This window comes from Blautia obeum ATCC 29174 (assembly GCF_025147765.1).
Lineage (GTDB): Bacteria > Bacillota > Clostridia > Lachnospirales > Lachnospiraceae > Blautia_A > Blautia_A obeum.
In genome coordinates this window covers 3,587,372-3,612,706 of sequence record NZ_CP102265.1, presented here as the reverse complement: position 1 = coordinate 3,612,706, position 25,335 = coordinate 3,587,372, and the positions used below count along the sequence as shown (strand labels likewise).

Annotated in this window: 20 protein-coding genes, 1 tRNA gene and 2 pseudogenes; 19 read left to right on the top strand and 4 right to left on the bottom strand. The window is 40.4% G+C overall.

Annotated elements, in window-relative coordinates:
- Positions 1 to 34: 34 nt before the first annotated feature.
- Both NQ503_RS17370 and NQ503_RS17850 read left to right on the top strand, forming a co-directional pair.
- Positions 35 to 2,554, top strand: coding sequence for an HD domain-containing phosphohydrolase (locus NQ503_RS17370; RefSeq protein ID WP_005423520.1), 2,520 nt, complete (start codon positions 35 to 37; stop codon positions 2,552 to 2,554).
- 260 nt (positions 2,555 to 2,814) lie between these two features.
- Positions 2,815 to 2,964: pseudogene (locus NQ503_RS17850) on the top strand (MATE family efflux transporter); the annotation flags it as partial.
- 59 nt (positions 2,965 to 3,023) lie between these two features.
- Here the strand turns inward: NQ503_RS17850 and NQ503_RS17360 are convergent.
- Positions 3,024 to 3,848, bottom strand: a pseudogene (locus NQ503_RS17360) (phosphopentomutase); the annotation flags it as partial.
- Positions 3,849 to 4,034: 186 nt separating this feature from the next.
- On the opposite strand from NQ503_RS17360, the gene NQ503_RS17355 reads away from it, so the two are divergent.
- The 12 genes from NQ503_RS17355 (at position 4,035) to NQ503_RS17300 (ending at position 13,900) form a co-directional block, all read left to right on the top strand.
- Positions 4,035 to 6,044: a diguanylate cyclase domain-containing protein gene (locus tag NQ503_RS17355; protein ID WP_005423525.1), complete on the top strand. Its 2,010-nt coding sequence runs from the start codon at positions 4,035 to 4,037 to the stop codon at positions 6,042 to 6,044.
- A gap of 401 nt (positions 6,045 to 6,445) precedes the next feature.
- A tRNA-Arg gene (locus tag NQ503_RS17350) sits at positions 6,446 to 6,519 on the top strand.
- Between the two features lie 326 nt (positions 6,520 to 6,845).
- Positions 6,846 to 7,811 (top strand): ParB/RepB/Spo0J family partition protein, encoded by a 966-nt coding sequence (locus tag NQ503_RS17345; protein ID WP_005423529.1) that lies wholly within the window; start codon positions 6,846 to 6,848, stop codon positions 7,809 to 7,811.
- A gap of 14 nt (positions 7,812 to 7,825) precedes the next feature.
- Positions 7,826 to 8,611, top strand: a complete 786-nt coding sequence (locus tag NQ503_RS17340; protein ID WP_044925279.1) for a ParA family protein — start codon at positions 7,826 to 7,828, stop codon at positions 8,609 to 8,611.
- Positions 8,601 to 9,509: a ParB/RepB/Spo0J family partition protein gene (locus tag NQ503_RS17335; protein WP_005423533.1), complete on the top strand. Its 909-nt coding sequence runs from the start codon at positions 8,601 to 8,603 to the stop codon at positions 9,507 to 9,509. The genes NQ503_RS17340 and NQ503_RS17335 overlap by 11 nt, the downstream gene beginning before the upstream one ends.
- A 78-nt stretch (positions 9,510 to 9,587) precedes the next feature.
- On the top strand, positions 9,588 to 10,586 hold the full coding sequence (locus tag NQ503_RS17330) for a DUF6017 domain-containing protein (RefSeq protein ID WP_005423535.1): 999 nt from the start codon (positions 9,588 to 9,590) through the stop codon (positions 10,584 to 10,586).
- 9 nt (positions 10,587 to 10,595) lie between these two features.
- On the top strand, positions 10,596 to 10,892 hold the full coding sequence (locus NQ503_RS17325) for a hypothetical protein (protein ID WP_005423537.1): 297 nt from the start codon (positions 10,596 to 10,598) through the stop codon (positions 10,890 to 10,892).
- A 7-nt stretch (positions 10,893 to 10,899) separates the two neighbouring features.
- A complete protein-coding gene (locus NQ503_RS17320) occupies positions 10,900 to 11,304 on the top strand; it encodes a hypothetical protein (RefSeq protein ID WP_005423538.1) in 405 nt (134 codons plus the stop codon).
- A gap of 164 nt (positions 11,305 to 11,468) precedes the next feature.
- On the top strand, positions 11,469 to 12,095 hold the full coding sequence (locus NQ503_RS17315) for a hypothetical protein (RefSeq protein WP_005423542.1): 627 nt from the start codon (positions 11,469 to 11,471) through the stop codon (positions 12,093 to 12,095).
- 185 nt (positions 12,096 to 12,280) lie between these two features.
- A complete protein-coding gene (locus NQ503_RS17310) occupies positions 12,281 to 12,652 on the top strand; it encodes a hypothetical protein (protein WP_005335762.1) in 372 nt (123 codons plus the stop codon).
- A gap of 144 nt (positions 12,653 to 12,796) precedes the next feature.
- On the top strand, positions 12,797 to 13,408 hold the full coding sequence (locus NQ503_RS17305) for a class I SAM-dependent methyltransferase (protein ID WP_005423548.1): 612 nt from the start codon (positions 12,797 to 12,799) through the stop codon (positions 13,406 to 13,408).
- 51 nt (positions 13,409 to 13,459) lie between these two features.
- A complete protein-coding gene (locus tag NQ503_RS17300; protein ID WP_005423550.1) occupies positions 13,460 to 13,900 on the top strand; it encodes a hypothetical protein in 441 nt (146 codons plus the stop codon).
- Positions 13,901 to 14,061: 161 nt separating this feature from the next.
- On the opposite strand, the gene NQ503_RS17295 is transcribed toward NQ503_RS17300, so the two are convergent.
- The 3 genes from NQ503_RS17295 to NQ503_RS17285 form a co-directional block, all read right to left on the bottom strand.
- Complete coding sequence (locus NQ503_RS17295; RefSeq protein WP_195478691.1) at positions 14,062 to 14,715, bottom strand: CpXC domain-containing protein; 654 nt, start codon at positions 14,713 to 14,715, stop codon at positions 14,062 to 14,064.
- 65 nt (positions 14,716 to 14,780) lie between these two features.
- The gene (locus NQ503_RS17290; protein ID WP_225876977.1) at positions 14,781 to 15,296 is read right to left on the bottom strand and encodes an ImmA/IrrE family metallo-endopeptidase; all 516 of its coding nucleotides are present in this window, start codon (positions 15,294 to 15,296) and stop codon (positions 14,781 to 14,783) included.
- A 91-nt stretch (positions 15,297 to 15,387) separates the two neighbouring features.
- Positions 15,388 to 15,846, bottom strand: coding sequence for a helix-turn-helix domain-containing protein (locus NQ503_RS17285; RefSeq protein WP_005423558.1), 459 nt, complete (start codon positions 15,844 to 15,846; stop codon positions 15,388 to 15,390).
- A 247-nt stretch (positions 15,847 to 16,093) separates the two neighbouring features.
- Between NQ503_RS17285 and NQ503_RS17280 the strand changes: the two genes are divergently transcribed.
- The 5 genes from NQ503_RS17280 (at position 16,094) to NQ503_RS17260 (ending at position 25,288) form a co-directional block, all read left to right on the top strand.
- Positions 16,094 to 17,383, top strand: coding sequence for a Y-family DNA polymerase (locus NQ503_RS17280; RefSeq protein WP_330671186.1), 1,290 nt, complete (start codon positions 16,094 to 16,096; stop codon positions 17,381 to 17,383).
- A 77-nt stretch (positions 17,384 to 17,460) separates the two neighbouring features.
- A complete protein-coding gene (locus NQ503_RS17275; protein ID WP_003864619.1) occupies positions 17,461 to 17,814 on the top strand; it encodes a hypothetical protein in 354 nt (117 codons plus the stop codon).
- A 233-nt stretch (positions 17,815 to 18,047) separates the two neighbouring features.
- Positions 18,048 to 18,275 carry a hypothetical protein gene (locus NQ503_RS17270; protein WP_005334838.1) on the top strand — a complete coding sequence of 76 codons (228 nt, stop codon included), beginning with the start codon at positions 18,048 to 18,050 and terminating at the stop codon, positions 18,273 to 18,275.
- 619 nt (positions 18,276 to 18,894) lie between these two features.
- The gene (locus NQ503_RS17265) at positions 18,895 to 19,554 is read left to right on the top strand and encodes a sigma-70 family RNA polymerase sigma factor (protein WP_005423566.1); all 660 of its coding nucleotides are present in this window, start codon (positions 18,895 to 18,897) and stop codon (positions 19,552 to 19,554) included.
- Positions 19,555 to 20,026: 472 nt separating this feature from the next.
- Positions 20,027 to 25,288: a SpaA isopeptide-forming pilin-related protein gene (locus NQ503_RS17260; RefSeq protein ID WP_005423567.1), complete on the top strand. Its 5,262-nt coding sequence runs from the start codon at positions 20,027 to 20,029 to the stop codon at positions 25,286 to 25,288.
- Positions 25,289 to 25,335 lie beyond the last annotated feature (47 nt).

Below are 25,335 nucleotides of genomic sequence, written 5' to 3'. Positions count from 1 at the left end.
AAGAATGAAAACGAGAGTGGAGTAAGGGGATTTTATGGGAACCTACGGATATATATCAATCATAGCCATGCTGTGTTATGGATTTATGCTGTTGATGTTTTTGACAGCAAAGAGAAATAAAATAATAAACAGTTTCCTGGTGGTGCTGACGGGCCTGCTATTCTGGACTGGAGGTTCTGCTTTTATGCGAGCACAGCTTTGGCCTGGATGTGAATTCTGGTATCAGGTTTCCCTGTTGGGAATTTTGCTGCTGCCATATGCGTACTACCGTTTTATACTCGCCTTTGGCGGTGAAAAGAGCGGTATTGCGGGAAGAATATACTTTGTGGTCATGCTGACCTGCTTCTGGCTGAATGCACAATTTGGAGTTTTCCTTGAAGCTCCCAAAATGGTAGAAAAAAACGGAGCTGCAGCTTTTGTATATGAGATCAAGCCTGCAATCATCGTATTTTTTATACCATCGGCAATTTTCTTGATCCATCTTCTTACAGTCATTGTACGGATCTGTAAAAACAATCCGACTATGAAAGTCCAGTATGAACCGGTTATGCTGGGAGTCCTTGCATTGTTCTTAGGAAATGCATTTCTTGGAATTCCGTTCTTCAGCGGATTTCCGATTGATATCTTAAGTGGTGTAGTAAATGTATTTTTACTGTTCTACGCACTGATCCGAAGACGCTTGTTCCGCCTGCAGATGCTGGCATCCCCTTCCCTGTGTTATGGTGTTGGATTCCTGTTTTCCATTCTTGTTTTCTTAAATATTGTTCCATCCCTGCAAAATCTATTTCATATGCGGCCGGATAAGAACACCCAGATTTACACTCTTGTTTTTTCAATCGTCTTTCTGATCATCTATGCACTCTTTACTTATCTGTGGAAGCTTTTGATCCGCTGCGTGTTTGTCAGAGAAGAAAACCATCAGGCTGAGAAGATCAGAGAATTTAATTCAGCAATCTCCAAAACTCTGGATCTTCAGGAAATCCTGGATAAAACGATCCATGTTATGAAAGATTTGATGGATGTTGGAAATATCTATATCTGTATGCAGGACGCACCTGGCGAGCCATATCGTGGGGTTGCAAGTGACCAGCCTTTAAGTGATCTGGCGTTTGCCTTTGAAGAAGAAAATCCAATGGTCCAGTGGCTGAAAGACCACGAAGAACCGATTATTTACCGTGATTTCCGCTACTCTGTAGAGTACAAGTCCATGTGGGAAGAGGAAAAACATCAGCTGGATAAAAACCATACACGTTACTGTGCCGGATTAAAAGATGGTGATAATCTGGCGGGAGTGATTCTGATCACATCATCTTCTTCAAAAAAGAGACTGGCATACGATGAAGTAGAGATAATCTCAAACATCACATCAGTGGCATCTATTGCTATCAAAAATGCAAAGCTGTATGAGAACGCCCGTCTTGAGGCAAGAACCGATGAGCTGACAGGTTTATTAAATCGAAAATATTTTTATGAAGTTCTCAATGAAGAATTCGAGAAAAACAGAGATGCTTCGCTGGCACTGTCCATTATCAATGTAGATGATTTTAAATTATACAATCAGCTGTATGGTATAAAAGAAGGCGACATATGCTTGCAGCGCATTGCAGACATCATCAATAGCAGCGTAGGAGAAAGTGGATATACTGCCCGCTATGGCGCAAAAGAATTTGCTGTTCTGCTTCCAGGCTACGACCTTTTCTCTGCCAGAAATCTGGTGGAATCCATTGCAAAACAGATATATGTTATGAATAACCGCAGAACCGACATGAAGCTCAAGCCGATCACAGTCAGTGCGGGAATCAGTGCAGCACCGTATGCGGCAAAGAATGTCAAAGAACTGCTGGAAAATGTTGATCTTGCGGTGTACCACGTAAAACACAGCGGGAAGAATGGAATTCAGGTCTTTGATACCATGTTCCGCAACAATAATAAAGATGCTCACGCAAAAACACATGCACATATTTACAAAGAATATGAATCAACCATCTACGCATTGACCGCAGCTATTGATGCAAAAGATCATTATACCTTCAGCCATTCCACAAATGTTGCCTATTATGCAACAGCACTTGCAAGAACACTTGGAATGAACGAAGATATGATAGAGATCATCCATCAGGCAGCACTTTTGCATGACATCGGTAAAATTGGTATTCCAGAAAGTGTATTAAATAAGGCCGGATCATTGACAGATGAAGAATACGAGATGATCAAAGGCCATGTAGAAGCTTCCATCGACATTATCCGACATCTTCCGTCACTGGATTATGTTATCCCGGCGGTCATCGGTCATCATGAACGCTATGACGGGAAAGGATATCCGCGCCGTATTGCAGGCGAAGATATACCGCTGACGGCACGTATCCTGTGTGTGGCAGATTCATTCGATGCCATGACATCCATACGATGCTATAAGAAAGCCTTCCCTGTAAAAGTAGCTCGGGAGAAGCTGATTCAGGATGCAGGCAAACAATTTGATCCAGAGCTTGTTCGCAAGTTTGTAGAATGCCTGGATAACGGAACGATCAATCTTGTAAAAGAAGAAGAGGCATGACAACAGGGAGAAACCGACTGATGCAGATCATCGCAGGACAGATCAAAGATTTCTTCAGATAAGCTTTTTAAGGAAAATAGATATTCAATTTTATTGAACTGAAGAATAGTTCAGGGCCCATTGCATTCTTCAGTCGACGGTGTGAAGTACAACACTGTAATTCACAGACAACAATAGCATCAATTGATTCGTTTTGTGTGGCGCTCAGAAGGTCATGGCCGACTGAGAAATAGATGTGTAAGAGATAAAAAAATAACTCTCTTACTTTCTTAGCTGCATATGTTTTAAAACTGCCGCCGATCTGGGTATACTTTGTAATGACTCTGGACGAATTTGAAAAAATGCCTGTGGTATTAATTCACTATGTCAGAGGCAAATGGCTCACAAACATTACCAGAGATTTTGATTAATAAAAACACCTTCAGGCTATAATAGCTTGAAGGTGTCATGACAGACAAGTTTTATTTAACTACTGCAACTCCCGCAATATTGATTTTCCAATCGTGTCTTGTGGCATCTGTACACTAAAATTTTCTGCAACAGATGCACCGATCACCGCAAATGTATCCTGGTTCTCAATAGCTCCTGTTTCTTTCATTTTCTTTGAATATGCAATAAATGGTACATATTCTCTTGTATGATCCGTTCCGGTATAAGTTGGGTCATTTCCATGATCCGCAGTCAGGATCAGAAGATCATCTTCTCGCAACTCATTCATCAGAGTTCCAAGTCCTCTGTCGAACTTCTCAATTTCACGTCCGTATCCTTCCGGATTTCTTCTATGCCCCCACAAAGCGTCAAAATCCACCAGATTCACAAAGCAGAGACCATGAAAATCTTTTTTACAGATATCAATCGTCTGTTGCATGCCATGCACAGAACTGTCTGAATGGTAAGTCTGTGTAATTCCCTCACCACAGAAAATATCATTGATCTTTCCAACACCAATCACATCAAGACCTGCATCCTTCAATGCATTTAAGGCTGTTCTTCCAGTCGGTTTCAACGCATAGTCATGGCGGTTGCTGGTTCTCTTAAACGTACCCTTTTTCTTTCCGACATACGGTCTCGCAATGACTCTGCCAACTCGCCACTCATCTTTCATGGTCAGTTCCCTGGCAATCTCACAGCAGCGATACAGGTTTGCAAGATCAAATGTCTCTTCATTTCCACAGATCTGCATTACTGAATCCGCAGAGGTATAGACAATCATCGCTCCTGTATTGATTTCTTCCTCGCCAAGTTCCTCGATGATTTCTGTTCCACTGGCACTCTTATTGCCAATCACACGCTTGCTTTATAATTTATTTCATTTATTTTTGGTCATTATGTATGATTTATGTGTCTTGCTTTATTATTTATTTATTCGCAATCCTTTCGTTTGTCTAATTTTCACAAATTAAGTTTTGCAATTACCACATAACGCTGATATAATATACAAAAAACAATGTGCGTTTAACTTACTCATGGAGGACTTATCATGAACAAACACAAACGATACAACGTTGGAATCCTTATTGGGGGCGTATATACTTATTTTCCCAAAGAACATATCAGTGGTATTGCTACTGCAGCAAAAGAACTCGATATAAATGTCTGTTTTTTCCTTGGTACGCAGACCCAAGATTTCTTCGAAGATATGCTCGGCGGAACTCACAAAGATTCTTTTGATTATCAGTTCAATACCATCCACGATTACAGTCTTATGGGAGGTCTTGATGGACTGATCATCAATTATGGAACTCTGGGACTGCAGTTAAAAAATGAGACTGCTGAGAAATTTGCCCGCAAATTCAATTCCATTCCTACCGTGTTCCTTACGGAGATCGTCCATGCGCATAACTGCCATTCTCTGATCTGTGACAACAGACAGGGCATCCAGCTGGTCATGGAGCATCTGACCCAGGAACACAATTGTCAGAAAATACTTTTTGTAGCCGGTCCTGCACAGAATACAGATGCTAATGAACGTAAAAATACTTATCTTGAAATGATGGCGAAATATCATCTTCCGGTCAATCCCAAGATGATCGCACAGGGTGATTATTCAGAATTTGTAGATAAACAGATTGAAAAACTCCTCGATGATAATCCAGATGCCCAGGCTATTGTCTTCGCCAACGACGAAATGGCATTTGCCGGTTATCGTGTTTGTGAAAAACGTGGTCTCAAAGTAGGAAAAGATATCCTGATCACCGGTTTTGATGACTGTGAGCGTGCATCTGGTATGGAACCACCTCTTACAACCATTCAGCAGGATGGAGTCCTCATGGGCCGAATGGCTGTATACGACCTTGTTGATAAATTGGACGGCAAAAATGTCCTGTCCCGAAGAGTTCCTGTTTCTCTGTGTGTCAGAGAATCCTGCGGCTGTCAGGAACAGCTTCCGGAAATTCAAAATACTCCAGTGAGTCTTACCGAACAGATACACAAGCTGAACCGTACGATTACCAATATGAAGCTTGAGCTGATCAGTTTTCAACGTAGATCCTGGTTTATTTCGTCACTTGCCCGAAGTCTGAATGACTGCATGGAGGATGAATACGCTTTTCTTCTGGAAGCAATGGAAAACATGCGGGAATTGCGCACAAAATGCACCTACCTCTTTCTCCTGGATGAACCAATCGTATATCATCAGAATGAGAAATGGATTTGTCCGCAAAATCTGCGACTTGCTGCCTATTACCGGAATGAAGAAGTGGATGCATTTCATTTCTATGACCGCCAGCCTGTAACAGACCAAAAAGGTATCTGTCAGTTGATGAGCGATGATGAACGACATCAGTTTATGATATTTCTGCTCTTCTCAGGAGAAAAACAATATGGTCTGCTCGCATGCGATATACAACAGGAAGAATTTCCATTTTTCTATGTGATCAGCCTGCAGATCGGTCTTTCTTTGCATTATCTGGAAATCAGTAAAGCAGAAGCCCGGCGCCGACAGGAAATGTCCAGAGATCTGGAGCTCGTACGTGAGCGAAACCGGGTACTTGGATTTATTTCCAAATATGATGAACTGACTGGTCTTCTGAATCTGAGAGGTTTCACAGAACAGACAAAAAAATTCTGCAGCAGCGAAATAAATCAACGGGCCTACATTATCTGTGGAGATTTGGACCATCTGAAAGAGATCAATGACACCTGGGGACATCCGGCCGGCAACTTTGCACTGCAAAGCGTTGCAAGAATCCTCGGAGGCTGTCTGCGCAGTCAGGACACACTTGCACGTGTCGGTGGTGATGAATTCCTGATTCTTTTAAATTGTGAAGAAGAAAATTTCCAGGATATTTTCCGTAAACGAATTAAAGATGCCTGCACGGTTTTTAATGCTGAATCCGATAAACCATTCCTTGTGGAAATCTCTCTTGGAATTGCAGAATTCCGTCCTAAACCGGATACCGACACACAGGAAATCATCGCTCTTGCCGATAAGGAGCTTTATGAAGCCAAGAAGCATCGACGAAAATCCGTTCGCAGACCTGAATCTTAATTTATTACAAAGAGAAGTCCACGACCTTCATTTGTCATGGACTTCTCTCCAGTTATCCAGGACTTTTTTCTCGTTACCCAGGAATTAAGGTCTTGTTTTTTAAAGAAATATATAGTACAATTTCTGGTATGTCCTGTTAGTTTAATGGATAGAACAAGTGCCTCCTAAGAGAAAGCCGAGGCATTCCCCAAAGGGAAAAAATGAAAAACAACTTTCAGTTCGAATCTATTCTGAAAAATGCTAAGGGTGACAACAAAGCATTCCCCAAATTGGGGAGCGTTCTAATGTTACCAAATCGAAAAAATCTGTAGATTGACAACTCAAAAAAGAGTTGATAATCTTATATATGGCCGAAGGGAAAAATCCCAGAAACCCAGTAAAATCAAGGGTTTGCGGCATGTGTCGTCATAGCTCAGCTGGATAGAGCACTCGCCTCCTAAGCGAGGGGTCGGAGGTTCAAATCCTCTTGGCGACGGGCTTCAAAGCGTTCGAAAATGTTAGCTGGATTAGCTGACAACGAACGCTTTATTTATTTTCTAATCACGTTCGTGACACTAAATTCCATTCAAAATGATCAATTTCCAGCTAACGCAATCCGATTTTTGTTAGCTGACAGCTAATCAAAATCACCGGTTTGCAAACATGGGTTTTAGGAAGTCCAGCTAACATTTGGGTTTCGCTCTGTTGTCACCCCTTATTTGGGGATGTAAATCAGAGAAAAGGCGGGAAAAGAAACAATCTCTCCCAAACCTGCAAACATAAATTAGCTGAAACAGTATTCAATTCTATTAGCTACAGCTAATGGTCAAACAGCAATGTCTGTTTGGAACTTTACTATCTATAAAAGTTCCAGGCAGGCATTTTTTAGTTCCTGAATCCTGGAGGAAAGGAGTCAAGATGGCTGAGCCAAACAGACAATCAGGAGAAAACGAAGAAAGAATCATAGAAATTGAGATTGAGCGTCTTCGACCGTTCAAAGAGCATCCGTTTCAGGTGAAAGATGATAAGGAAATGTTTCTTCTGCAGGAAAGCATTGAGAAGTATGGAATCTTAAATCCGCTGATCGTCAGACCGGTACCGGATGGCTACTATGAGATCATATCCGGTCACAGAAGAAAACATGCTGCGGAGAAACTGGGATACCGTAAAGTACCAGTGATTATCCGGGTATTAAGTGAAGATGATTCCATTTTAAGCATGGTGGATTCCAATCTTCACAGAGAACGGATCAGCTACAGTGAAAAAGCTTTTGCTTACAAATTAAAGAATGACGTATTGAAAAGAAAAAGTGGTCGAAAAAAGAGCCAAGTTGACCACAAAACACCAAGAAAAAGAGCAATAGAGATCATCAGCGAGGATTGTGGTGATAGCCCAAAACAAGTGCAGCGTTATATCTCACTGACAAAACTGATACCGGAAATGCTGCAGAAACTGGATGATGAGATTATTTCTTTTTGTCCGGCTGTAGAGATAGCTGCATTAAATGAAACAGAACAAAAGGAACTGCTTGTAGCAATGGAATATGCACAGGCGATTCCATCACTCTCACAGGCCCAGAGGATCCGGCAACTGAGTAAAGAAAAGCAGTTGTCACTGGAAAAGATGGAAGAAATTATGTGCGAAGTGAAAAAAGGTGAGATCACAAGAGTGGCATTCACAAACGAGCAGTTACACAAGTATTTTCCAAATTCCTATACACCGGCAATGATGAAACGGGAAATACTGGCACTGCTGAAATTATGGAAAAAAGAATCATGGGAAAGTTAAAGGAGGAAGAAATTATGTGTAAAATTATATCCGTAGTAAACCAGAAAGGCGGAGTCGGAAAGACCACCACAACCGTAAATGTAGGCATAGGACTGGCAAGAGAAGGTAAGAAAGTGTTGCTAATCGACGCGGATCCACAGGGAAGTTTAACTGCAAGTCTTGGATATGAGGAACCGGATGATCTTCGCATCACACTGGCAACGATCATGATGGATGTCATCAATGAAGAAGAAATCTCTCTGGAAGATGGTATCTTACATCACCAGGAAAATGTAGATCTTCTTCCGGCAAATATTGAGCTTTCTGCCCTGGAAGTAACGATGGGAAATGTTATGAGCAGGGAAATGATCATGAAGGAATATATCGATGCGATAAGATCCCGATACGATTATATCCTGATTGACTGTATGCCAAGTCTTGGTATGATGACAATCAATGCACTGGTCTCTTCCGATTCTGTGCTGATACCTGTACAGGCTGCATATCTGCCTGTTAAAGGACTTCAACAGCTGATTAAGACAATTCTTACAGTAAAGAAGAGACTGAACCGGAAACTGGCGATTGAGGGCATTCTCTTGACTATGGTAGATTTCAGAACCAATTACGCAAGGGACATTGCATCGAGAGTACATACAACCTACGGAAGCCAGATTGAAGTATTTGAAAATGTGATCCCGATGTCCGTAAAAGCTGCTGAGACAAGTGCAGAGGGAAAAAGTATTTACATGCACTGTCCGAAAGGAAAAGTTGCCGAGGCATATATGAAATTGACACAGGAGGTTTTGAAGAATGAAAAATAGAAGTGGCGAAAAGATTAAACTGGCAAGTATTGATGAACTGCTTGGTGTGGTAAATGAAGAGTCAGCAATGGAAATTGAAATTAGTAAGATCCATCCGTTTAAGAATCATCCGTTCAAGGTGCTGGATGATGAGAAGATGCAGGACCTGGTTGAAAGCGTAAAGATCAATGGAGTACTGACACCGGTACTACTTCGCATGGATGAAAATGAAGAATATGAAATGGTATCCGGTCACAGAAGAATGCATGCAGCACAGCTGGCAGGACTTACGACTATTCCGGCAATCGTAAGAGAATTATCGGATGATGATGCCATTGTGGCGATGGTGGACGCTAACATTCAGCGAGAGGAACTGTTGCCGAGTGAGAAAGCTTTTGCTTATAAGATGAAACTTGAGGCAATGAAAAGACAGGGTGTCAGAACAGATTTAACTTGTGTACAAAATGAACACAAGTTAGGTAAAAAGTCACGAGAATTATTGGGTGAGCAAGTTGGAATAAGCAGTGTGCAGGTGACTCGTTACATTAGACTGACAGAGTTGATACCAGAACTTCTTGATCTGGTAGATAACAAAAAGCTTCAGTTCACGGTTGCTGTCGATATCTCCTACATCGATAAGGAAGTACAGGAATGGATTTACGAATATATCAGCGACACTGGATTTATCAAGCCCAAACAGATTGCAGCACTTAGAAATCAACTGAATAATGGACCAATTAATCAGATTCAGATGTTATCGATTTTCAATAACTGTGTGATGGCAAAGAAAGTATCCCGGTCTCTCACTTTCTCAGAAAAGAAACTAACAAAGTACTTTCCGGATGATTATACAGCCAAAGATATGGAGCAGGTGATTGAATCATTATTAGAAAAATGGATGCAGGAACAGTCCTGTTAAGGATAGAAAAAGCTAAGAAAACAAAGTCAAAGAAGTTTAAAAAGAGGACTTCTTAGCAGAAAATGAAAGGAGGAAATTATGGAGAAAAAAATGACATTTAATTATTTTTACGGTACCGAAGCTGATCAGTTCAGCTTCTACCGCATACCAAAAGTATTATTTACAGACAGTTATTTTAAAGATTTATCGAGCGATGCTAAAATTTTATATGGACTGATGTTGGATCGAATGTCTCTTTCCATCAAGAATCAGTGGTTTGACGACAAAAACAGAGCATATATCTACTTTTCCATCGAAGATATCATGGAATTACTGAACTGTGGCAGAAATAAAGCCATTAAATCCATGAGAGAACTGGATGACGAAACAGGAATTGGTCTGATTGAGAAACGCAGACAGGGATTTGGAAAGGTGAACGTTATCTACGTGAAAACCTTTATGCCTGAGAAAACAGATGAGAAAAAATTTGGAGAGGAATTAAAGAAGTTTAAAAAACAAACTTCTGTGGAAAATGAGGAATCTACAGAAGTTTACAATTCAAACTTCATGAAGTCCCAAAATCAAACTTCTAGAAGTCCCGAAAACAAACTTCAAGAAGTTTACATTTCAAACCCTAATAATACTAATCTTAGTGATACTGAAATGAATGATAATAAATCTAATCATATCATATCTGTGGATGAGAAAAGATTTGATAGCGATAATCACTCTGAGGATTATCAGGCTTATGAAAACCTTGTCAAAGAGACCATTGATTATGAATCACTGGAAGTAACCCATCATGACGATATGCGACAGGTAGATGAAATCGTGAATCTGATCGTAGAGACTGTGATGTGTAAAAATGACAAAATCCTGATTGCCAGCAACTGGTATCCGGCATCACTGGTGAAGAAAAAATTTCTGATGCTGACCTATTCACATATCGAGTATGTCTTACACTGTATGAGTGGTAACACCACAAAGGTGAAGAACATCAAGAAATATTTATTAGCAGCCCTGTTTAATGCACCGTCAACGATGAACGGGTATTATCAGGCAGAGGTGAACCATGATATGCCAGGACTGGTAAGATAGGAGGTGCACATGTTTATTTTAAAACTTGCTGGAAAGATATTATTACTGCCGGTATGGCTGATCCTTTTTGTGATCGGTCTGGCAGTGAAGATGGCAGTACAGACTTATGCGGTTGTAAGGGGAATCCTTGGTTTTATATTCACCTTGTTGATTATAGCAACTGCATACTGTTACCATGACTGGGTACAGGTTGCATTCCTGTTTGCGCTGAGTGTTATTCTGTATCTGATCCTGTTTGCAGGAGTGTTCGTAGATACTGTACTGGACATGACAAGAGAACATATTATTGATTTTATTATATCGTGAGGAGGATATGAAAATGAGCGAAAACAATGATTATATTCAGTTACCACCACTTAAAAAAGACACACCGTCCGACGTGGTAGCATTTATGTGGGAGTACATGAAAGTACCGGAGGATTCAAGAGAAAAAGTTAAGAATCTGCTTAAAGATGCAAATGAACATAGCGTAAAATTAAGTCATCAGGCACCAACACTGTATGATGTTGTCCCAAAAGAAGAAATTACTGAATTTGAAGAGCTTATGCGCAAAACCATAGCTGACATTGTATCAGAAGCCAGTAGCGTTGCCTGTTGGGTGTATGTGCAGAAATATGTGAAACAGAAAACTCTTGATGAAATGCTGCAAGAATTGCCAGGAGCAGGCCAGTTTATCATTGTCATGGATACCTGGTTCGAAAAACTGATGGCGGAATAATGGATGCTATGATAGAATAAAGAAAACGATTTGAAGTGCAAATCGGAAGTTGCAAAAGAGAATAATGAGAATTACTTAACTGATGAGGAACAGCACAAAATCATAATTAAGGATTATGATATGTTGTTTGAATACAGAGAATAGCAAAAAACGGAGGAAAAATCATGAAAAAACGCACTCTTACTGTACTAGTTGTTGTGTTAGTATGCACATTCTTGACGGCGTGTAGTAAAGAAATAGACACTGTGACGGAATCTGTAAACGAAAAGGAAAGTAATGTAATAAAGAACCCTACAGTTTTAGAAGATACAATAGAAATTGTTTTTCCAGAACAGTTTGAAGGATTGTCTGGGTATGATGAAGAAGCACTAGTTGACTATCTTAAAGAAAACAGTGACGGAAATTATCAGAAAATCGAATGTATTGACGGACAAGTTAATATGGTTGCTACTCAGGAAGAAATTGAGTATTGGAAAGGATATGTTGAAAAACATATAGATGATCAAAAGGCAGTATTAACAGGTATCAATCAGAAGTATGATATGTGTTGTAATGATTCATATAACACTATTAATATGTACTATGATCAAGAGCTTTCATTTAAAAAAGCTTTTTCATGCGTTGGAAAAACAGCTATATATTGTGCCATGTATCAGATATTAGATGGCAATCCTGATTATTCAATTTATCTAAATATTTATAATGTCGATACAGGGAAATTAGTAGTTGGCGGAAATCTAATGAATGAAGAAGTTTCATATACAGATGAGGACTGGGAAAAAACTTTCTAGAGAAAAGAAAAATTTTATGCTTTGCAATAAGATGGATTTCTATTAGAATGACAATCTGGTATGATATATTACTCTGACAGGCTATAACTTCCAGTTTACAGAATCAAGAAAATTGAAATTTGAGGAGGAGATTGTTGTAACAAGATAATTTTTATAGGCAGAAAAAATTAGGAGAAGTGAGGAATATGCAGAAAAGAGACTTAATCCAAGCGAATGCTTCATTAGAAAATCTACGACAGAACTTGGACATGAAGGATTTTGCAAAAGAAATATTACTTGAGGAGAATTATAATAAATTTATAAGATCATACAAATTTACATTTTGGTTTCAATTAATCGGTGTATTAGCTGGATTTATAGTGCCATCAGTTGTTCTTCTTGTTATTTTTAAAGAATTTATTTACTGTGCTTTTGGTGCAACTATAGGAATTTTTTGGATGTGTGTATGGATGCTGCTAAGTATGGTAATTCCCCCGACAAGGATATATCGAAAATTTGCAAAGTGGTATAGGAAAAGCGATGTGTCTATACGCGACTTGGATGAGATATTTTATTGAAGGGGACAGAAAAATAGATGGAGATGAAAAAGGAATCTAATATATTGACTGAGGAAGAACCCAAATACATAATATCGCTAAAGAAGAGATATAGAATTCTTGTCGAATTAAGAAAACCGGTATTTGTGGAGGAGGAATTCTGTAATGAGATTTTTTGAAAATACCCGTAAGCCACAAGGCTTCGGCGGAAAATTGATGACGAAGATGATGAACAGCGGTCACGCCAAATTATCGCAATGGGGATTCTCAAATATCTCCGCAAAGTCTGATGCTGAAGTTCTGGACGTTGGCTGTGGCGGCGGAGCAAATATTGCGGTCTGGCTTGATAGATGTAGAAATGGCCACGTGACAGGAATGGATTATTCTGAGGTTAGTGTGGCAGAATCTCAAAAATTGAACGCCCTCGCCATTAAACAAGGGAAATGTAATGTAGTTCAAGGAGATGTATCTGCTGTACCCTTTTCTGACGCGACTTTTGATTATGTTTCTGCCTTCGAAACAGTTTACTTTTGGCCAGGATTAGTAAAATGCTTTTCCGAGGTCAACCGTGTGCTGAAAAGCGAAGGCATATTCCTGATTTGTAACGAGAGTGACGGAACGAATGCCGCAGATGAAAAATGGACAAAGATGATCAATGGTATGAAGATTTACACATCTAAACAACTTGTTGCCGCTTTGAAAGAAGCGGGTTTTACAGAGATCAAAACGTATTCAAATGCAAAAAATCATTGGATAAGTATTGTTGCAACGAAATAGCCAAATTCCAGTTTGGAGAATTGAGAAAACCGGGATTTGTGTGTGGAGGTGATGGTTGTGAAGAAAAAAGTAACAATAGCGTTTGTCATCATTGGCATTCTTGCTATAAGTACAATGATTATATTTTCAACATATAAGTCTTCGGAAGCCTATCGAAAAGCAAAAGCAAAGACACAGTGGGAGTGTTCTGTGGTCTGTGCGGAAAAGTCAACGCCTGATTCCTATGTAATTACATATTCTGACGCAAAAATTTTGTCTAATACAGGCGTGTTGACAGTCCAGAACAGAAACGATTTTGACATTACTGTACATCTGCTCTGTGAAGGAAAACAGGAACTTGTATCTGACAGTATTCCTGCTGGCGGTTGCTATTCTTTTCAGAATGTTACAGATAAAGAATACACGGTAGGTATTCATGCTGAGGTTGATGAAAATACGGATATAAAAGCATTTGTATATGATGGAAAAGACACTGAACCATATACAAGATAAATGGTTTCTAATTGCAAGATAAATTCAAGTTTGCAGAGCTGACAGTTTATGATTATATCAAAGTAAGATAATTACAATCAATAACGCCGGTGCGGGATTTTGATATCCAGTACCGGCGTTATTGATTCCACAGGGGCTTGGGGGTGTAGCCACCAAATATACTATTCGTTTTCTGCTTCGGCAAGTTTGTTAAGGATCCACTCCCTATTGATAACTATTTCATCATCATCGCGGAGATCCTTGAAATCATTGCAGTGTGAAGAAGCAAATTCATACATATTGTCAATGTCAACTGCACCAGTAATCTCACCCTTATTAATGATTACAAGAATATTTGTTCCGTCGTCGTCGACAGCAAAGCGCAGTTCATCAAATTCTATATCGGGATCATTTTTGAGAATAGAATCTGTCGCAAGTAATTTAACAAGTTCCATTACCCTGTCATCTTTACCTGCATCAAAGATCTGGATCTTTTCAACGAGCTGATTTGCTGATGTCACAATCCGGTATAAGTACTTTTCGGTACGATAATCAGCCAAAGTATTTTTTTCATAAAATATTTCATATGTCTTCTTTACTTCTGATTCAGGAACCAGATAAATCATGACAAGATCTTCCATCTGGTGATAGAGTGTGGAGTAGTTTAAACGAAAGGTCTCTCCACAGCTCGGGCAGGTATAAAGGAAAATAGATTGATTAAGTACCTTCTCTTTCATTTCAGGATCCAGTGCAGTATTAATACTGTCCCAGAGTTCAAAATCCCCCTCATGATGGCAGGAAGGACAAGTTACCTTTTCTATATGATGTCTTGACATAAATGTTCCTCCTTTCAGTGAGATAAATCTATAGTTTTCTTATTGTAGAATGCGCTTATCCTTTATTATTTTGCCAGGAAATTACTCTGAATCTCCATCGGCATATGATAAGCCTGGCCTCGTTTTGTCAGGCTGTATAGTTTAAAGCTCATGAGTTCCGGAGTTGCATTCAGAGAACTGCAGAGTCCGAAATAATCCAGGTCTTCGTTCTGAACCATATCTTCGATCTCCTCATCATCAATCAGAAGATCGGCAGCAAACAGATTGGCCTGGTATTCTGTATTATCCGTCATATTATAGAGTGTATCATCTTGCATTGGAGCCATTTTCAGCTGGGAACGATGCAGGATGATATGTCCTAATTCATGAGCGGCAACAATCATCTTTTCTTCTTCTGAAAGGAAACTACTGATCATGACATAGATCGTCTTGCAGCTCATAAAACAATATCCTTTCAGTGTCTTATATCTGGAAGTTTCCCCGACAACAATGTTCATCTGATCCATGATCTCAAATGGATCTCGGGTTCCATATTTCTTGATTAATTTCTTTGTTTCTGTATATATGTAAGTGTTTCTCAAATAAATCACCTCAAAAGTAAAAAATAAAAGGGCAGAAATATCCTTGTAACTATAAGGTAACAGATTAGGTGTACAATAATCCCGCCTTCTATTATTTTTCCTCTTGGTTTTTCAGATATTTTTTCGGTGTAAATTTCTTTGCACGTCTTTTGGAATCCAGATAAAGGCTCTGGATCTCATCCATAAAAGCTATTTTATCTTCGTCTGTCAGTGATCCACCGGCAAACATAGCTGCAGCCTGTTCCAGAATCTGCTGAGCCTGTCTGGCACCACGGTTACCAAACTGTTCGGATGCTTCTGTGATAAAAGCTTCATTCTCACTCATGAGATAAGAAACGTCACACTGTAATGCATCTGCCAGTTTCTGATACAGAACATTTTGTTTTGGAAAACGTCCTTCTACTTCCCAGGATCGAATGGTCCTATATGAAACACCAACCATACTGGCCAGTTCCTGCTGACTCATCTTTTTTTCTTTTCTTAATGATCTTACTTTTTCACCGAATGTCATAAACATACCTCTTTCTAAGCCTTGTCTTATAAGTTTCATTAGCCGCTTCAAGGCAAAACGGGAAATGTGTCTCCTAAAAAATAAAAATTAATCTTGACAAAGGGAAATATCTCTCCTATAATGTGAATCACAGATAAGGGAAACATCTTTCCTATAAGATACACAATATTTCCTCTTTTGTCAATGGATATGTGAAATGAATTTCCTGTAATTCAATGAAAACAGGAAGAATAGACAATCATTGATAGTCAAAATGGGATACATGTTACAAAAAGAGGAAAGACGTATGGGAGGTGACAATGTGAGTCAGGATCAGACTTCTATTATCTGTATTGATCTAAAGTCCTTTTATGCTTCTGTGGAATGCGTAGAACGTGGGCTGGATCCATTTAAAGCAAACCTGGTGGTTGCAGATCCGACCAGATCAAAGTCAACAATCTGCCTGGCAATCACACCGGCTATGAAATCTCTTGGCATCAAGAACCGGTGCCGGATCCATGAGATACCGGATTGTGTGAAGTACATCACAGCCATGCCAAGGATGCAGCTGTATATGGATTATTCCGCAAAGATCTATGGAATCTATCTGCGGTACGTCTCAAAAGAAGATATCCATGTGTACAGTGTCGATGAGTGTTTTATTGATGTGACAAACTATCTGCAGCTTTATCATCTCACTGCAAAAGAAATGGCGGTAAAGCTTATGCAGGAGGTTATGGAGGAAACAGGTATCACTGCAACCGCTGGTGTGGGAACCAATCTGTATCTTGCTAAGATCGCAATGGATATTGTAGCAAAGCATGTGGATGACCATATTGGAATCCTGGATGAATTCTCTTACAGAGAGCAGCTATGGGATCATAAACCATTAAGTGACTTCTGGAGGATTGGATCCCGGACTGAAAAAAAACTAGCCGGTTATGGAATCCATACAATGGGCGATATTGCAATGGCTTCTTTAAGATCCGAAGACTGGCTGTATAAGATGTTTGGGATTGATGCAGAGCTGTTGATCGATCATGCATGGGGATATGAAACATGCCGGATGAGTGACATCAAGAACTATCATTCGGAAGAGCACAGCCTATCGAATGGCCAGGTGCTGATGCGAAATTATTCTTTTGACGAAGCACTTGTGATCGTAAGGGAAATGACAGACAATCTGGTCCTGGATCTGTTTGAAAAAGGACTGGTAACAAATTCTCTCACCTTATGGATCGCCTATGACCACAGGTATGAGCATGAGGCATCCAAAGGAACCGTAAAACTCGAAAGAGAAAGTAACAGTTCCAAAAAGATCATAGATGCAGTGGAAGATTTATATCGCAGGATTGCAGACAGATATACCGGAATCCGAAGAATCGAGGTGTGTGCGAACAGGGTTGCTCCTGAAAGTTATGTGCAGTACAGCCTGTTTGATGATCCCAAACAGACCGATAAGGAACGGCATTTACAGGAAGCAGTATTGAATGTAAAGCAGCGTTATGGAAAGAATGCGATCATGCGGGGCTCCAACCTGCTGGAGTGTTCTACTTATAGAGAACGCAACGAGCAAATAGGTGGTCACCGTGCTTAGAGGAGGTGCAAAAAGTGCTGGCAAGTGCATATCAACCGTATTTATATTTACCAAGACCGGTTTCCAGGAGACATCCCATGGATGTAGGACGCAGAGCAAAACAGTTTGCTCCATTTGCGGCACTTCGTGGATTGGATGAAACAATCCGGCAACAGGAAATCATTTATGAACCAAAAAGAGATTTATCTGAGGAAAAGAAAAATGAGCTGGATATGAAATTAAGAATCCTGGCATATGGAATGAAGATACAGGCAACTTATTTTCAAAAGTCATGGAAGAATCCATTAATTGGTCAGTACCATACATTATCTGGAACCGTAGAATTTTTTGATCCATCAGTCCACTTACGGATTGATGATACCGAGATCCAGATCCAGGACATCTGTGATCTGACTGGTGATGTATTTGAAACTATTGAAATATCATGTTAATTAATCACAGCGGAATTTTTTATACCGGAAAGAGTGAGTGGTAGCTGGTGAAAGGATAAAAAAGGATGCACAGATCGACAAAGCAGATCTGATCAGAATAGAAATCGTGCTGTTCGTGTAGCTTTGGCACTTACGGAATGGATGGCATGATGCTCATAAGGCGGATTTGATTTCCCTTTGGTCCGTTGAGTAATAAATGGAGAATATCTTATTGCTTAAAGGAGGAAGCCTATATGGGATCAGGTGCTATTAAATGGCATGTACACTGCTCTGTATGTGGAGCATTTATTGAAAAGAGCGCACAAAGCGATTCAGAAGTGGAGTGCAAAAAATGTCGCAGTACATTGGAGATATTTGTAAAGGATGATATGGTGTCGGTTCGTCCGATCCACATCCGAGATGAACAATTAAAGTCCAGGATGCGGACGTATTCCCGAAAAATGATGAATCAGGGATCATAACAGAATAGAATGAGCTGTCTGTAGTAAGCGTTGGATTTGGCAGGAACCATCAAGAACGCACCAGACAGCAAGAGTTTGTCAAGGAGCTGAACCTGACTGGAATCACTAAGAGCCCGGCAAAACATTTACGGATACACTGCAAGATCAGAAGTATTTTCTGGTTTTGGAGATTGTTGAAGTATTTGTTTTGTCGGGCTTTTTTGACGTATTTCGAAAAATTTTTAAATTTTTTGACGTACCCCACTGTAAAACAGGCTCTCAGCGTTTCGTTATATAGAGGTTGAATTCTTTTTTGCAAAAATAATTGTAAATAGAGATTTTGATAATATGACACAAAGGAGGAAGCAAAGATGACTGAAATCGAATACCAGGAATTTGTAAGGCATTGTCCTTACGATGCTATGGGCGATTATTCCACGTTTCGCAAAGAGCAAACAGAGAATAAATCAGAAGATGCACATAGCAACTGAATAAGCCAGGCAATCTGGCAAACTTAATCTAAACGCAGATACATGCGTTACAAAGGAGTCACGGACTCCCGTTCAAAAAAAACGGGTGAGTTCGTGATCTCTTGTGCTGCAGTTCTTTATGTCTGTGCAGGAATTTTATAAAAGATGGAATGGACCACCCGGAGCCGAAAGGCAGAAAGGTGGTCTTTATGTTGACATTAAAAGAACTGAAAAAAATCGTGAAAGTTGCTGATGTGGAGAAGAGAATCCCAAGCGCGAAATCCTTGAAGGAACACAAAGTTGTAGTAAAGGAAATGATCAATGCAGATACAACAATCTCTGTTTATGATCACGGATATGTACTTTATACAGCAGGAAATCAATCAACCGTATTTCCACTTCATAGTTGTGATGACTATGAATATGTGAGTGTAACTGGTGATAACAAGGAATTCAATAAAGAGTTCTTTGATAATGAAAACTGGTATATCCGTCTGCTGATGGAGGCTGAAGACCGTATGGCATACAGCCAGAGCAAAATCAGCACCAATCATGGTGTATTTTCTAACAGCGATGTTACAGATGATGCGGAGATTATGAGAGGATCTTCAAAAGATTTTGTTGACGATGTTATCGACAGAGAAATTCTGCATGCGCTGATCAAGGAATTGACAGAGAGACAAAAGATGGTACTCAATCTGGTTTATTTCGAAGAAATGCGTCAGCAGGATGTCGCAGATTATCTGGGAATCAAACAGCAGAGTGTAAATGACCTCCTGAACAGGGCATTAAAAACGATGAAAAAAAAGGCTGAAAACGAAGAATTTTAAAAAAATTTCAAAAAATTGAATTAGACCACTGTAAAACAGGCTCTGAGCGTTTCGTTATATGAAGGGTTTGCATAGAACACCTTCATGTACCTTGAAAAATGAATAGCCTGCCCGGAGTGATATTCGGTTTGAACATGCATAGAGCGAAAAGCTGCGTGTCTGCCAGAAGAAAACGTATCAGAGATGGAAACTGATATAGGAACGGATCCGGGAAAGAAAACAGGAAAACGCTTAAATCTTAAATCAAAATAAAATGTCTGAATCTAAAAAGAGGATGACAGTAGAAATCATGTGGCGGTATTTGTGACAAACAGGTACCGCCATATATTTGTGCTGTTATCTCAGCTTGTGCTGACTGTCCCAAATAGCGCAAATTTCAGGAAAGGAGGCGATCATCTTCGTATAAAAGATAATATGCAGACACGAACAGATAACCATACACAAAAGAATCAGAAAGGAAGGATTTAAGAGAATGAACGTGAAAAAGAACGCACGCAGGGTGATGTCCGGTTTACTGACTGCAGTAACGGTCCTATCAACGGTACTCTCTCCCGCAGTTGCCTATGCTTCTGAGGATGCCAGATCTGTAAAAAAGATTCCGTATTATGAGGAGATCAAGGATCAGTTGGATGAAGATGAAGTGGTAACTGCAAAGGATTATGAGATCAAGGTTGGAGACAATTTCGATGTAAAGAGTGATTATACCGGTCTTACGATCCAGGATGACAGCAAAGTAAAAGTTACATTTCAGGAAGCAAAAGATACAGACGGGAATGATTTTTCTACCGATTATGCCAATTCCTATAAGGCAGTCTATTATGTAGAACCACAGACAACGGATCACCCAACCTACCAGATCAATCGAAAGATCGTGGTAAAAGAAGCGGATCAACAGAAAGATTCGCAGTCAGAAAGTTCTTCTGATCAGGATGCTGGTTCTTCCGATAAGACAGAAACAGAGGATTCTGAGGCTGACTCGTCTACAGAGGAAACTGATGCTGCTGACACGGAGAGCAAAACAGAACTGACAGAAAAAGAATTTGATGCAGAGATCGAAGCAACGGAGAATCAGGAGAACGTTGATCCGGAAACAGGGATCACACTCTCAGAGGTTATGCAGGAAGCTGTTGACCAGGAAGTTGCTCTTGCAGATCTTGAAGCAGGCGAAAGTATTACTTTCGATATGCCAATGATGCTTGCTTCTGGTGAGACAGGAACAAAATCAGTCACCGTCACAGCCGGTTCCTGGTACTATTACGCAGACTATGGATTAGGTTCTTATCTGACTTGTCCATATTATGTGAAATGGGGAAGCATCAATGCGACAGCATACTGTGTTGAACCATCGAAAAAAGGACCGGGAAATGGAACTTATACGATCCAGAAACTTGCCGATGGAAAGACACTTGCAAAGGTCTGCTATTACGGAACAAAAGCAAGTGATGAGAATGGTTTCTTCGATGAGAAACATCCGGATTTTCCGGCAGGAAAGAGATTCATCATTACCCATCTTGCAGCAGCTTATGCAAATGGATCCAGTGACTGGGCATCCGGAACTAATGCAACAGGAAAGAACCTGGCAATGGAGCTTTACAATTATTGTGTAAATATGCCGGACATTCCGTCTGTAGATATGAGCTTTTCCGAATCTAATGTAAAGGCTTATGTGGAAGGAAACAGCCAGCGAACAAGCGTGATCACATTCAAAGCAGATAAACTGCAGACAATCACATTTAAGTTGCCAAGCGGTGTAAAGCTTGTAAATGTGACAATCGGTAAAACCAGTGCTGCAGGAGCAAGTGTAGAAATCAGTGGAGGTACACAGTTTTATCTGACAGCACCACTTGATCAGGCAGAGAGCGTCAGTGCTACATTTTCTTCTCGGATGAAGGGAAGCATTGATAAAGAATACTCTGCTTACAAGATTGTAACAGGATCTGGAACACAGGATCTGGCTCTTGTTTTCGGTGAAGGTGTCGGAAATGAGAAATATGTGGATTTTAAAGTAACCTGGACAAAAGAATGCAAAGTATCCATTGTAAAGAAAGACCAGGATACAGGCAATGCACTGGCCGGTGCAGTGTACGGGATCTATTCCGATGCTGCATATACAAAGCTGATCGCAGAGATGCCTGCAACTGATCAGAATGGTGCTTCACAGCTCACAATGGAGAAAACACAGGAAGTTGTTTATCTGAAAGAAATCTCTGTTCCAACAGGGTATCAGATCGATACAAAGTCTTATAATGTGACTCTTGCTATCGGAAAGACAACGACCAAAAATGTAACAGACAAACGTGTAAATGCAAAGATCAACATTGCAAAACAGGATGCTGAGACAGGGAATGCAGCACAGGGTGATGCAACACTGGAAGGTGCGGTATATGGTCTTTATGCAAGGGAAGATATTGTTCATCCGGATGGAAGAACCGGAACGATCCATAAGAAAGACAGCCTGATTACATCCCTGACAACGGATAAGAATGGCGAAGCCTCTGTATCGGATCTGTATCTTGGAAAGTATTATCTGAAAGAGCTTAGTGCTCCAGTGGGATATGTACTGGATCCGACAGAACATGATGTGGACTGTACTTACGAAGGTGCTACTGTTCCGACAGTAGAAAGAACTTCTGTATGTAAAGAAACTGTCATCAAACAGCCATTTCAGATCATCAAGGCAGCAAACAACGGAAAGACCGATGCAGATCTTCTGCAGGGAGTTGGTTTTTCAGCATGGCTTGTCAGTGATCTGAAAGTAAAAGCAGATGGAAGTTATGATTTTGATTCGGCCAGACCAGTTGTACTGACTGCAGATGGCCAGACAGAAATGTTTACCGATGAAAAAGGATATGCAAGATCGATTCCGCTTCCATATGGAACTTATGTGGTAAGAGAAACCACAAGCAAACACAACTATGCACCGGTTGATGATTTTGTAGTGAAGATCACAGAGAATTATCCGGATACACCGCAGACATGGCGAGTGCTTCTGGATAAAGAATTCAAAGCAAAATTAAAGATTATCAAAAAGGATGCAGAAACACAGAAATCTGTACTCCTGGCAAATACTGAGTTCAAGGTATACGACCTGGATAACCAGAAATATGTGGAACAGACAACATCCTATCCGAAGCCAACAGTACACAAATCTTATTTCACAAACGAGGAAGGATACCTGGTACTGCCGAGAAATCTGAAACCTGGTAACTACCGGATTGAGGAAGTGACGGCACCCGATGGGTACACAATATCCAAAAACTATGTGACAGTTGCAGTTGATACAGATACTGCTTATCTGACCGATCCTGTCACAGGAGATGCAGTCATTGATGTGGAATATACCAATGCCCCGGTCAAAGGTCAGTTAAAGATCTATAAACAGGGTGAAGTGTTAAAGGGATTTGATAAGGACTTCCAGTATGAAATGGCTGGACTTGCAGGTGCTGAATTTGAAGTCTATGCGGCAGAGGATATTTATACTGCCGATCATCAGGTAGATGCAGATGGACAGAGAACTCTGTATTTTGCAAAGGATGCACTGGTAGCAACCGTCATAACGGATGCAGATGGTTATGCAACCGTAAAGAATCTTCCACTTGGCAGGTACTATGTCAAAGAGAAGAATGCACCGGACACTTATGTGTTAAATACCGTGCCGGAAAATGTCGAATTTGCTTATGCGGATCAGGATACTGCAGTGATCGAGAAAGAAATCTCTGTCACAGATGAACGACAGAAAGTGTCGATTACTGTCGAAAAACAGGATGCTGAGACAGGCAATACAGTAGCCGGAGCAGTGTTCGGTATTTACAATGCAAAAGACATTCAGACGAAAGATGGAAAAGTGATCGTCAAAGCAGATACTCTTTTACAGGAAATGACTTCTGATGAAAAAGGTCAGGCAGCATGTACACTGGATCTTCCACTTGGAAGCTATTATGTAAAAGAACTGAAAGCACCAGATGGATTCGTATCTTCGGATGAAGTACTGAGATTTGATGCTTCTTATCAGGGCCAGGATGTACAGACAGTAACATTAAAATCCGTAAAGAAGAACCAGCCGACAACTGTTGAGATCACAAAATCAGATGCAACAACCGGTGTAGAACTGGATGGAGCTTATCTGAAAGTAACGGATAAAGATGGAAATGTAGTAGATAGCTGGACATCTTCCAAAGATGCACCGCATGTGATCAAATATCTGAAAGTGGGTGAGACTTATACCCTACATGAAGAGTTTGCACCGCATGGTTATCTGGTAGCCAATGATGTGACATTCACAGTCAAAGATACCGAAGAAGTTCAGAAAGTGGAAATGAAGGACGAGGTACCGGTTGGTGAACTCATCATCAACAAAAAGGGAGAATTCCTGGATTCTGTTACACTGGCCGATAAGGTCAAAGGTGTGGTGGAACACATTTTCAACTATGTAACCGGAAAGCTGACAGATGTTACGTTTGAAGTCTATGCTGAGGAAGACATTAAGGCTGCCGATGGCGTCAGTGACGATTACTATAAAAAGGATGAACTGATTGCAACGATCAAGACAGATGAAACCGGTATTGCAAAACTGGAAAATCTTCCACTTGGGAAATACTACGTGAAGGAAACAGGAACTGCTTACGGTCATGTGCTGGATGGTGAGATCCGTCATGTAGATCTGACTTACGTGGATCAGAATACACCGGTTGTAGTCTATGACAAAGACTGGCAGAACAACCGTCAGAGAGTAGAAGTCAGTGTACTTAAGAAAGAAAAAGATTCTGACCGTACACTGGAAGGCGCTATCTTTGGATTATTTGCCAAAGAAGACATTAAGTCTGAGACAACAGGTAAAGTCCTGATCGAAGCCGATGAGATCATTGAGCTGAAATCTACAGATGAAGAAGGAAAGATCACATTTGTTGCAGATCTTCCAATAGGAGCAACTTATTATGTAAAAGAGCTCTATGCACCAGACGGATTCGTAACCAACGATGAAGGAAAAGAATTTACGTTTGAGTATGCAGGTGAGGATCAGCCGACTGTAACCTATGATTTTACCTTTGAGAATCAGCCAACCATTGTAGAATTTACCAAATCCAGTCTGACAACCGGAAAAGAACTTCCAGGATGTAAGCTGAAAGTGGTAGATGCTGATGGAAATATCGTGGATGAATGGACTTCCGGTAAAGAAGCACATGTGATCCGTGAGCTGACTGTCGGAAAAGAATACACACTGGTTGAAACAAAACCTGCTGATGGTTACGTGACAGCTGAAAGCGTGAAGTTCACGATCAAAGATACTGCCGATGTGCAGAAAGTTGAGATGAAGGATGATGTAACGAAGGTGAAAATCTCCAAACAGGATATCGCCGGAAAAGAACTTCCGGGAGCGAAACTCACAATCCTTGATCAGGATGGAAAAGTTGTGGAAAGCTGGACCAGTACAGAGAAAGCACATTACATCGAAATGCTTCCGATCGGAAAATACACTCTCCGTGAAGAAACAGCACCGGATGGCTATCTGGTTGCAAAAGATGTGGAATTCGAAGTAAAGGATACCAGTGTAGTACAGCATGTAACCATGGTGGATGAGGAAAAACCGGCAGAAAAGACACCGGAAGGTGGAAAACCTGTCAGTGATTCACCAAAGACTGGGGATAACACCAATCTGTGGCTGTGGTTTATGCTTCTCGGCATTGGTGCGACTGGTACAGGAGCCCTTGCATTTATGAGAAAAAAGAAACACTAATTAAATAAGAATGAGCGTTCATGGAAACCGAAAGGAATCTGTGGACG

What these genes read in the sequence shown, in the direction of transcription:
- NQ503_RS17370 (WP_005423520.1), top strand. Translation starts at nt 35, where the DNA reads ATGGGAACCTACGGATATATATCAATCATAGCCATGCTGTGTTATGGA.
- NQ503_RS17355 (WP_005423525.1), top strand. Translation starts at nt 4,035, where the DNA reads ATGAACAAACACAAACGATACAACGTTGGAATCCTTATTGGGGGCGTA.
- NQ503_RS17345 (WP_005423529.1), top strand. Translation starts at nt 6,846, where the DNA reads ATGGTCAAACAGCAATGTCTGTTTGGAACTTTACTATCTATAAAAGTT.
- NQ503_RS17340 (WP_044925279.1), top strand. Translation starts at nt 7,826, where the DNA reads ATGTGTAAAATTATATCCGTAGTAAACCAGAAAGGCGGAGTCGGAAAG.
- NQ503_RS17335 (WP_005423533.1), top strand. Translation starts at nt 8,601, where the DNA reads ATGAAAAATAGAAGTGGCGAAAAGATTAAACTGGCAAGTATTGATGAA.
- NQ503_RS17330 (WP_005423535.1), top strand. Translation starts at nt 9,588, where the DNA reads ATGGAGAAAAAAATGACATTTAATTATTTTTACGGTACCGAAGCTGAT.
- NQ503_RS17325 (WP_005423537.1), top strand. Translation starts at nt 10,596, where the DNA reads ATGTTTATTTTAAAACTTGCTGGAAAGATATTATTACTGCCGGTATGG.
- NQ503_RS17320 (WP_005423538.1), top strand. Translation starts at nt 10,900, where the DNA reads ATGAAAATGAGCGAAAACAATGATTATATTCAGTTACCACCACTTAAA.
- NQ503_RS17315 (WP_005423542.1), top strand. Translation starts at nt 11,469, where the DNA reads ATGAAAAAACGCACTCTTACTGTACTAGTTGTTGTGTTAGTATGCACA.
- NQ503_RS17310 (WP_005335762.1), top strand. Translation starts at nt 12,281, where the DNA reads ATGCAGAAAAGAGACTTAATCCAAGCGAATGCTTCATTAGAAAATCTA.
- NQ503_RS17305 (WP_005423548.1), top strand. Translation starts at nt 12,797, where the DNA reads ATGAGATTTTTTGAAAATACCCGTAAGCCACAAGGCTTCGGCGGAAAA.
- NQ503_RS17300 (WP_005423550.1), top strand. Translation starts at nt 13,460, where the DNA reads ATGGTTGTGAAGAAAAAAGTAACAATAGCGTTTGTCATCATTGGCATT.
- NQ503_RS17295 (WP_195478691.1), bottom strand. Translation starts at nt 14,715, where the DNA reads ATGTCAAGACATCATATAGAAAAGGTAACTTGTCCTTCCTGCCATCAT.
- NQ503_RS17285 (WP_005423558.1), bottom strand. Translation starts at nt 15,846, where the DNA reads ATGAAACTTATAAGACAAGGCTTAGAAAGAGGTATGTTTATGACATTC.
- NQ503_RS17280 (WP_330671186.1), top strand. Translation starts at nt 16,094, where the DNA reads ATGGGAGGTGACAATGTGAGTCAGGATCAGACTTCTATTATCTGTATT.
- NQ503_RS17275 (WP_003864619.1), top strand. Translation starts at nt 17,461, where the DNA reads ATGGATGTAGGACGCAGAGCAAAACAGTTTGCTCCATTTGCGGCACTT.
- NQ503_RS17270 (WP_005334838.1), top strand. Translation starts at nt 18,048, where the DNA reads ATGGGATCAGGTGCTATTAAATGGCATGTACACTGCTCTGTATGTGGA.
- NQ503_RS17265 (WP_005423566.1), top strand. Translation starts at nt 18,895, where the DNA reads ATGGACCACCCGGAGCCGAAAGGCAGAAAGGTGGTCTTTATGTTGACA.
- NQ503_RS17260 (WP_005423567.1), top strand. Translation starts at nt 20,027, where the DNA reads ATGAACGTGAAAAAGAACGCACGCAGGGTGATGTCCGGTTTACTGACT.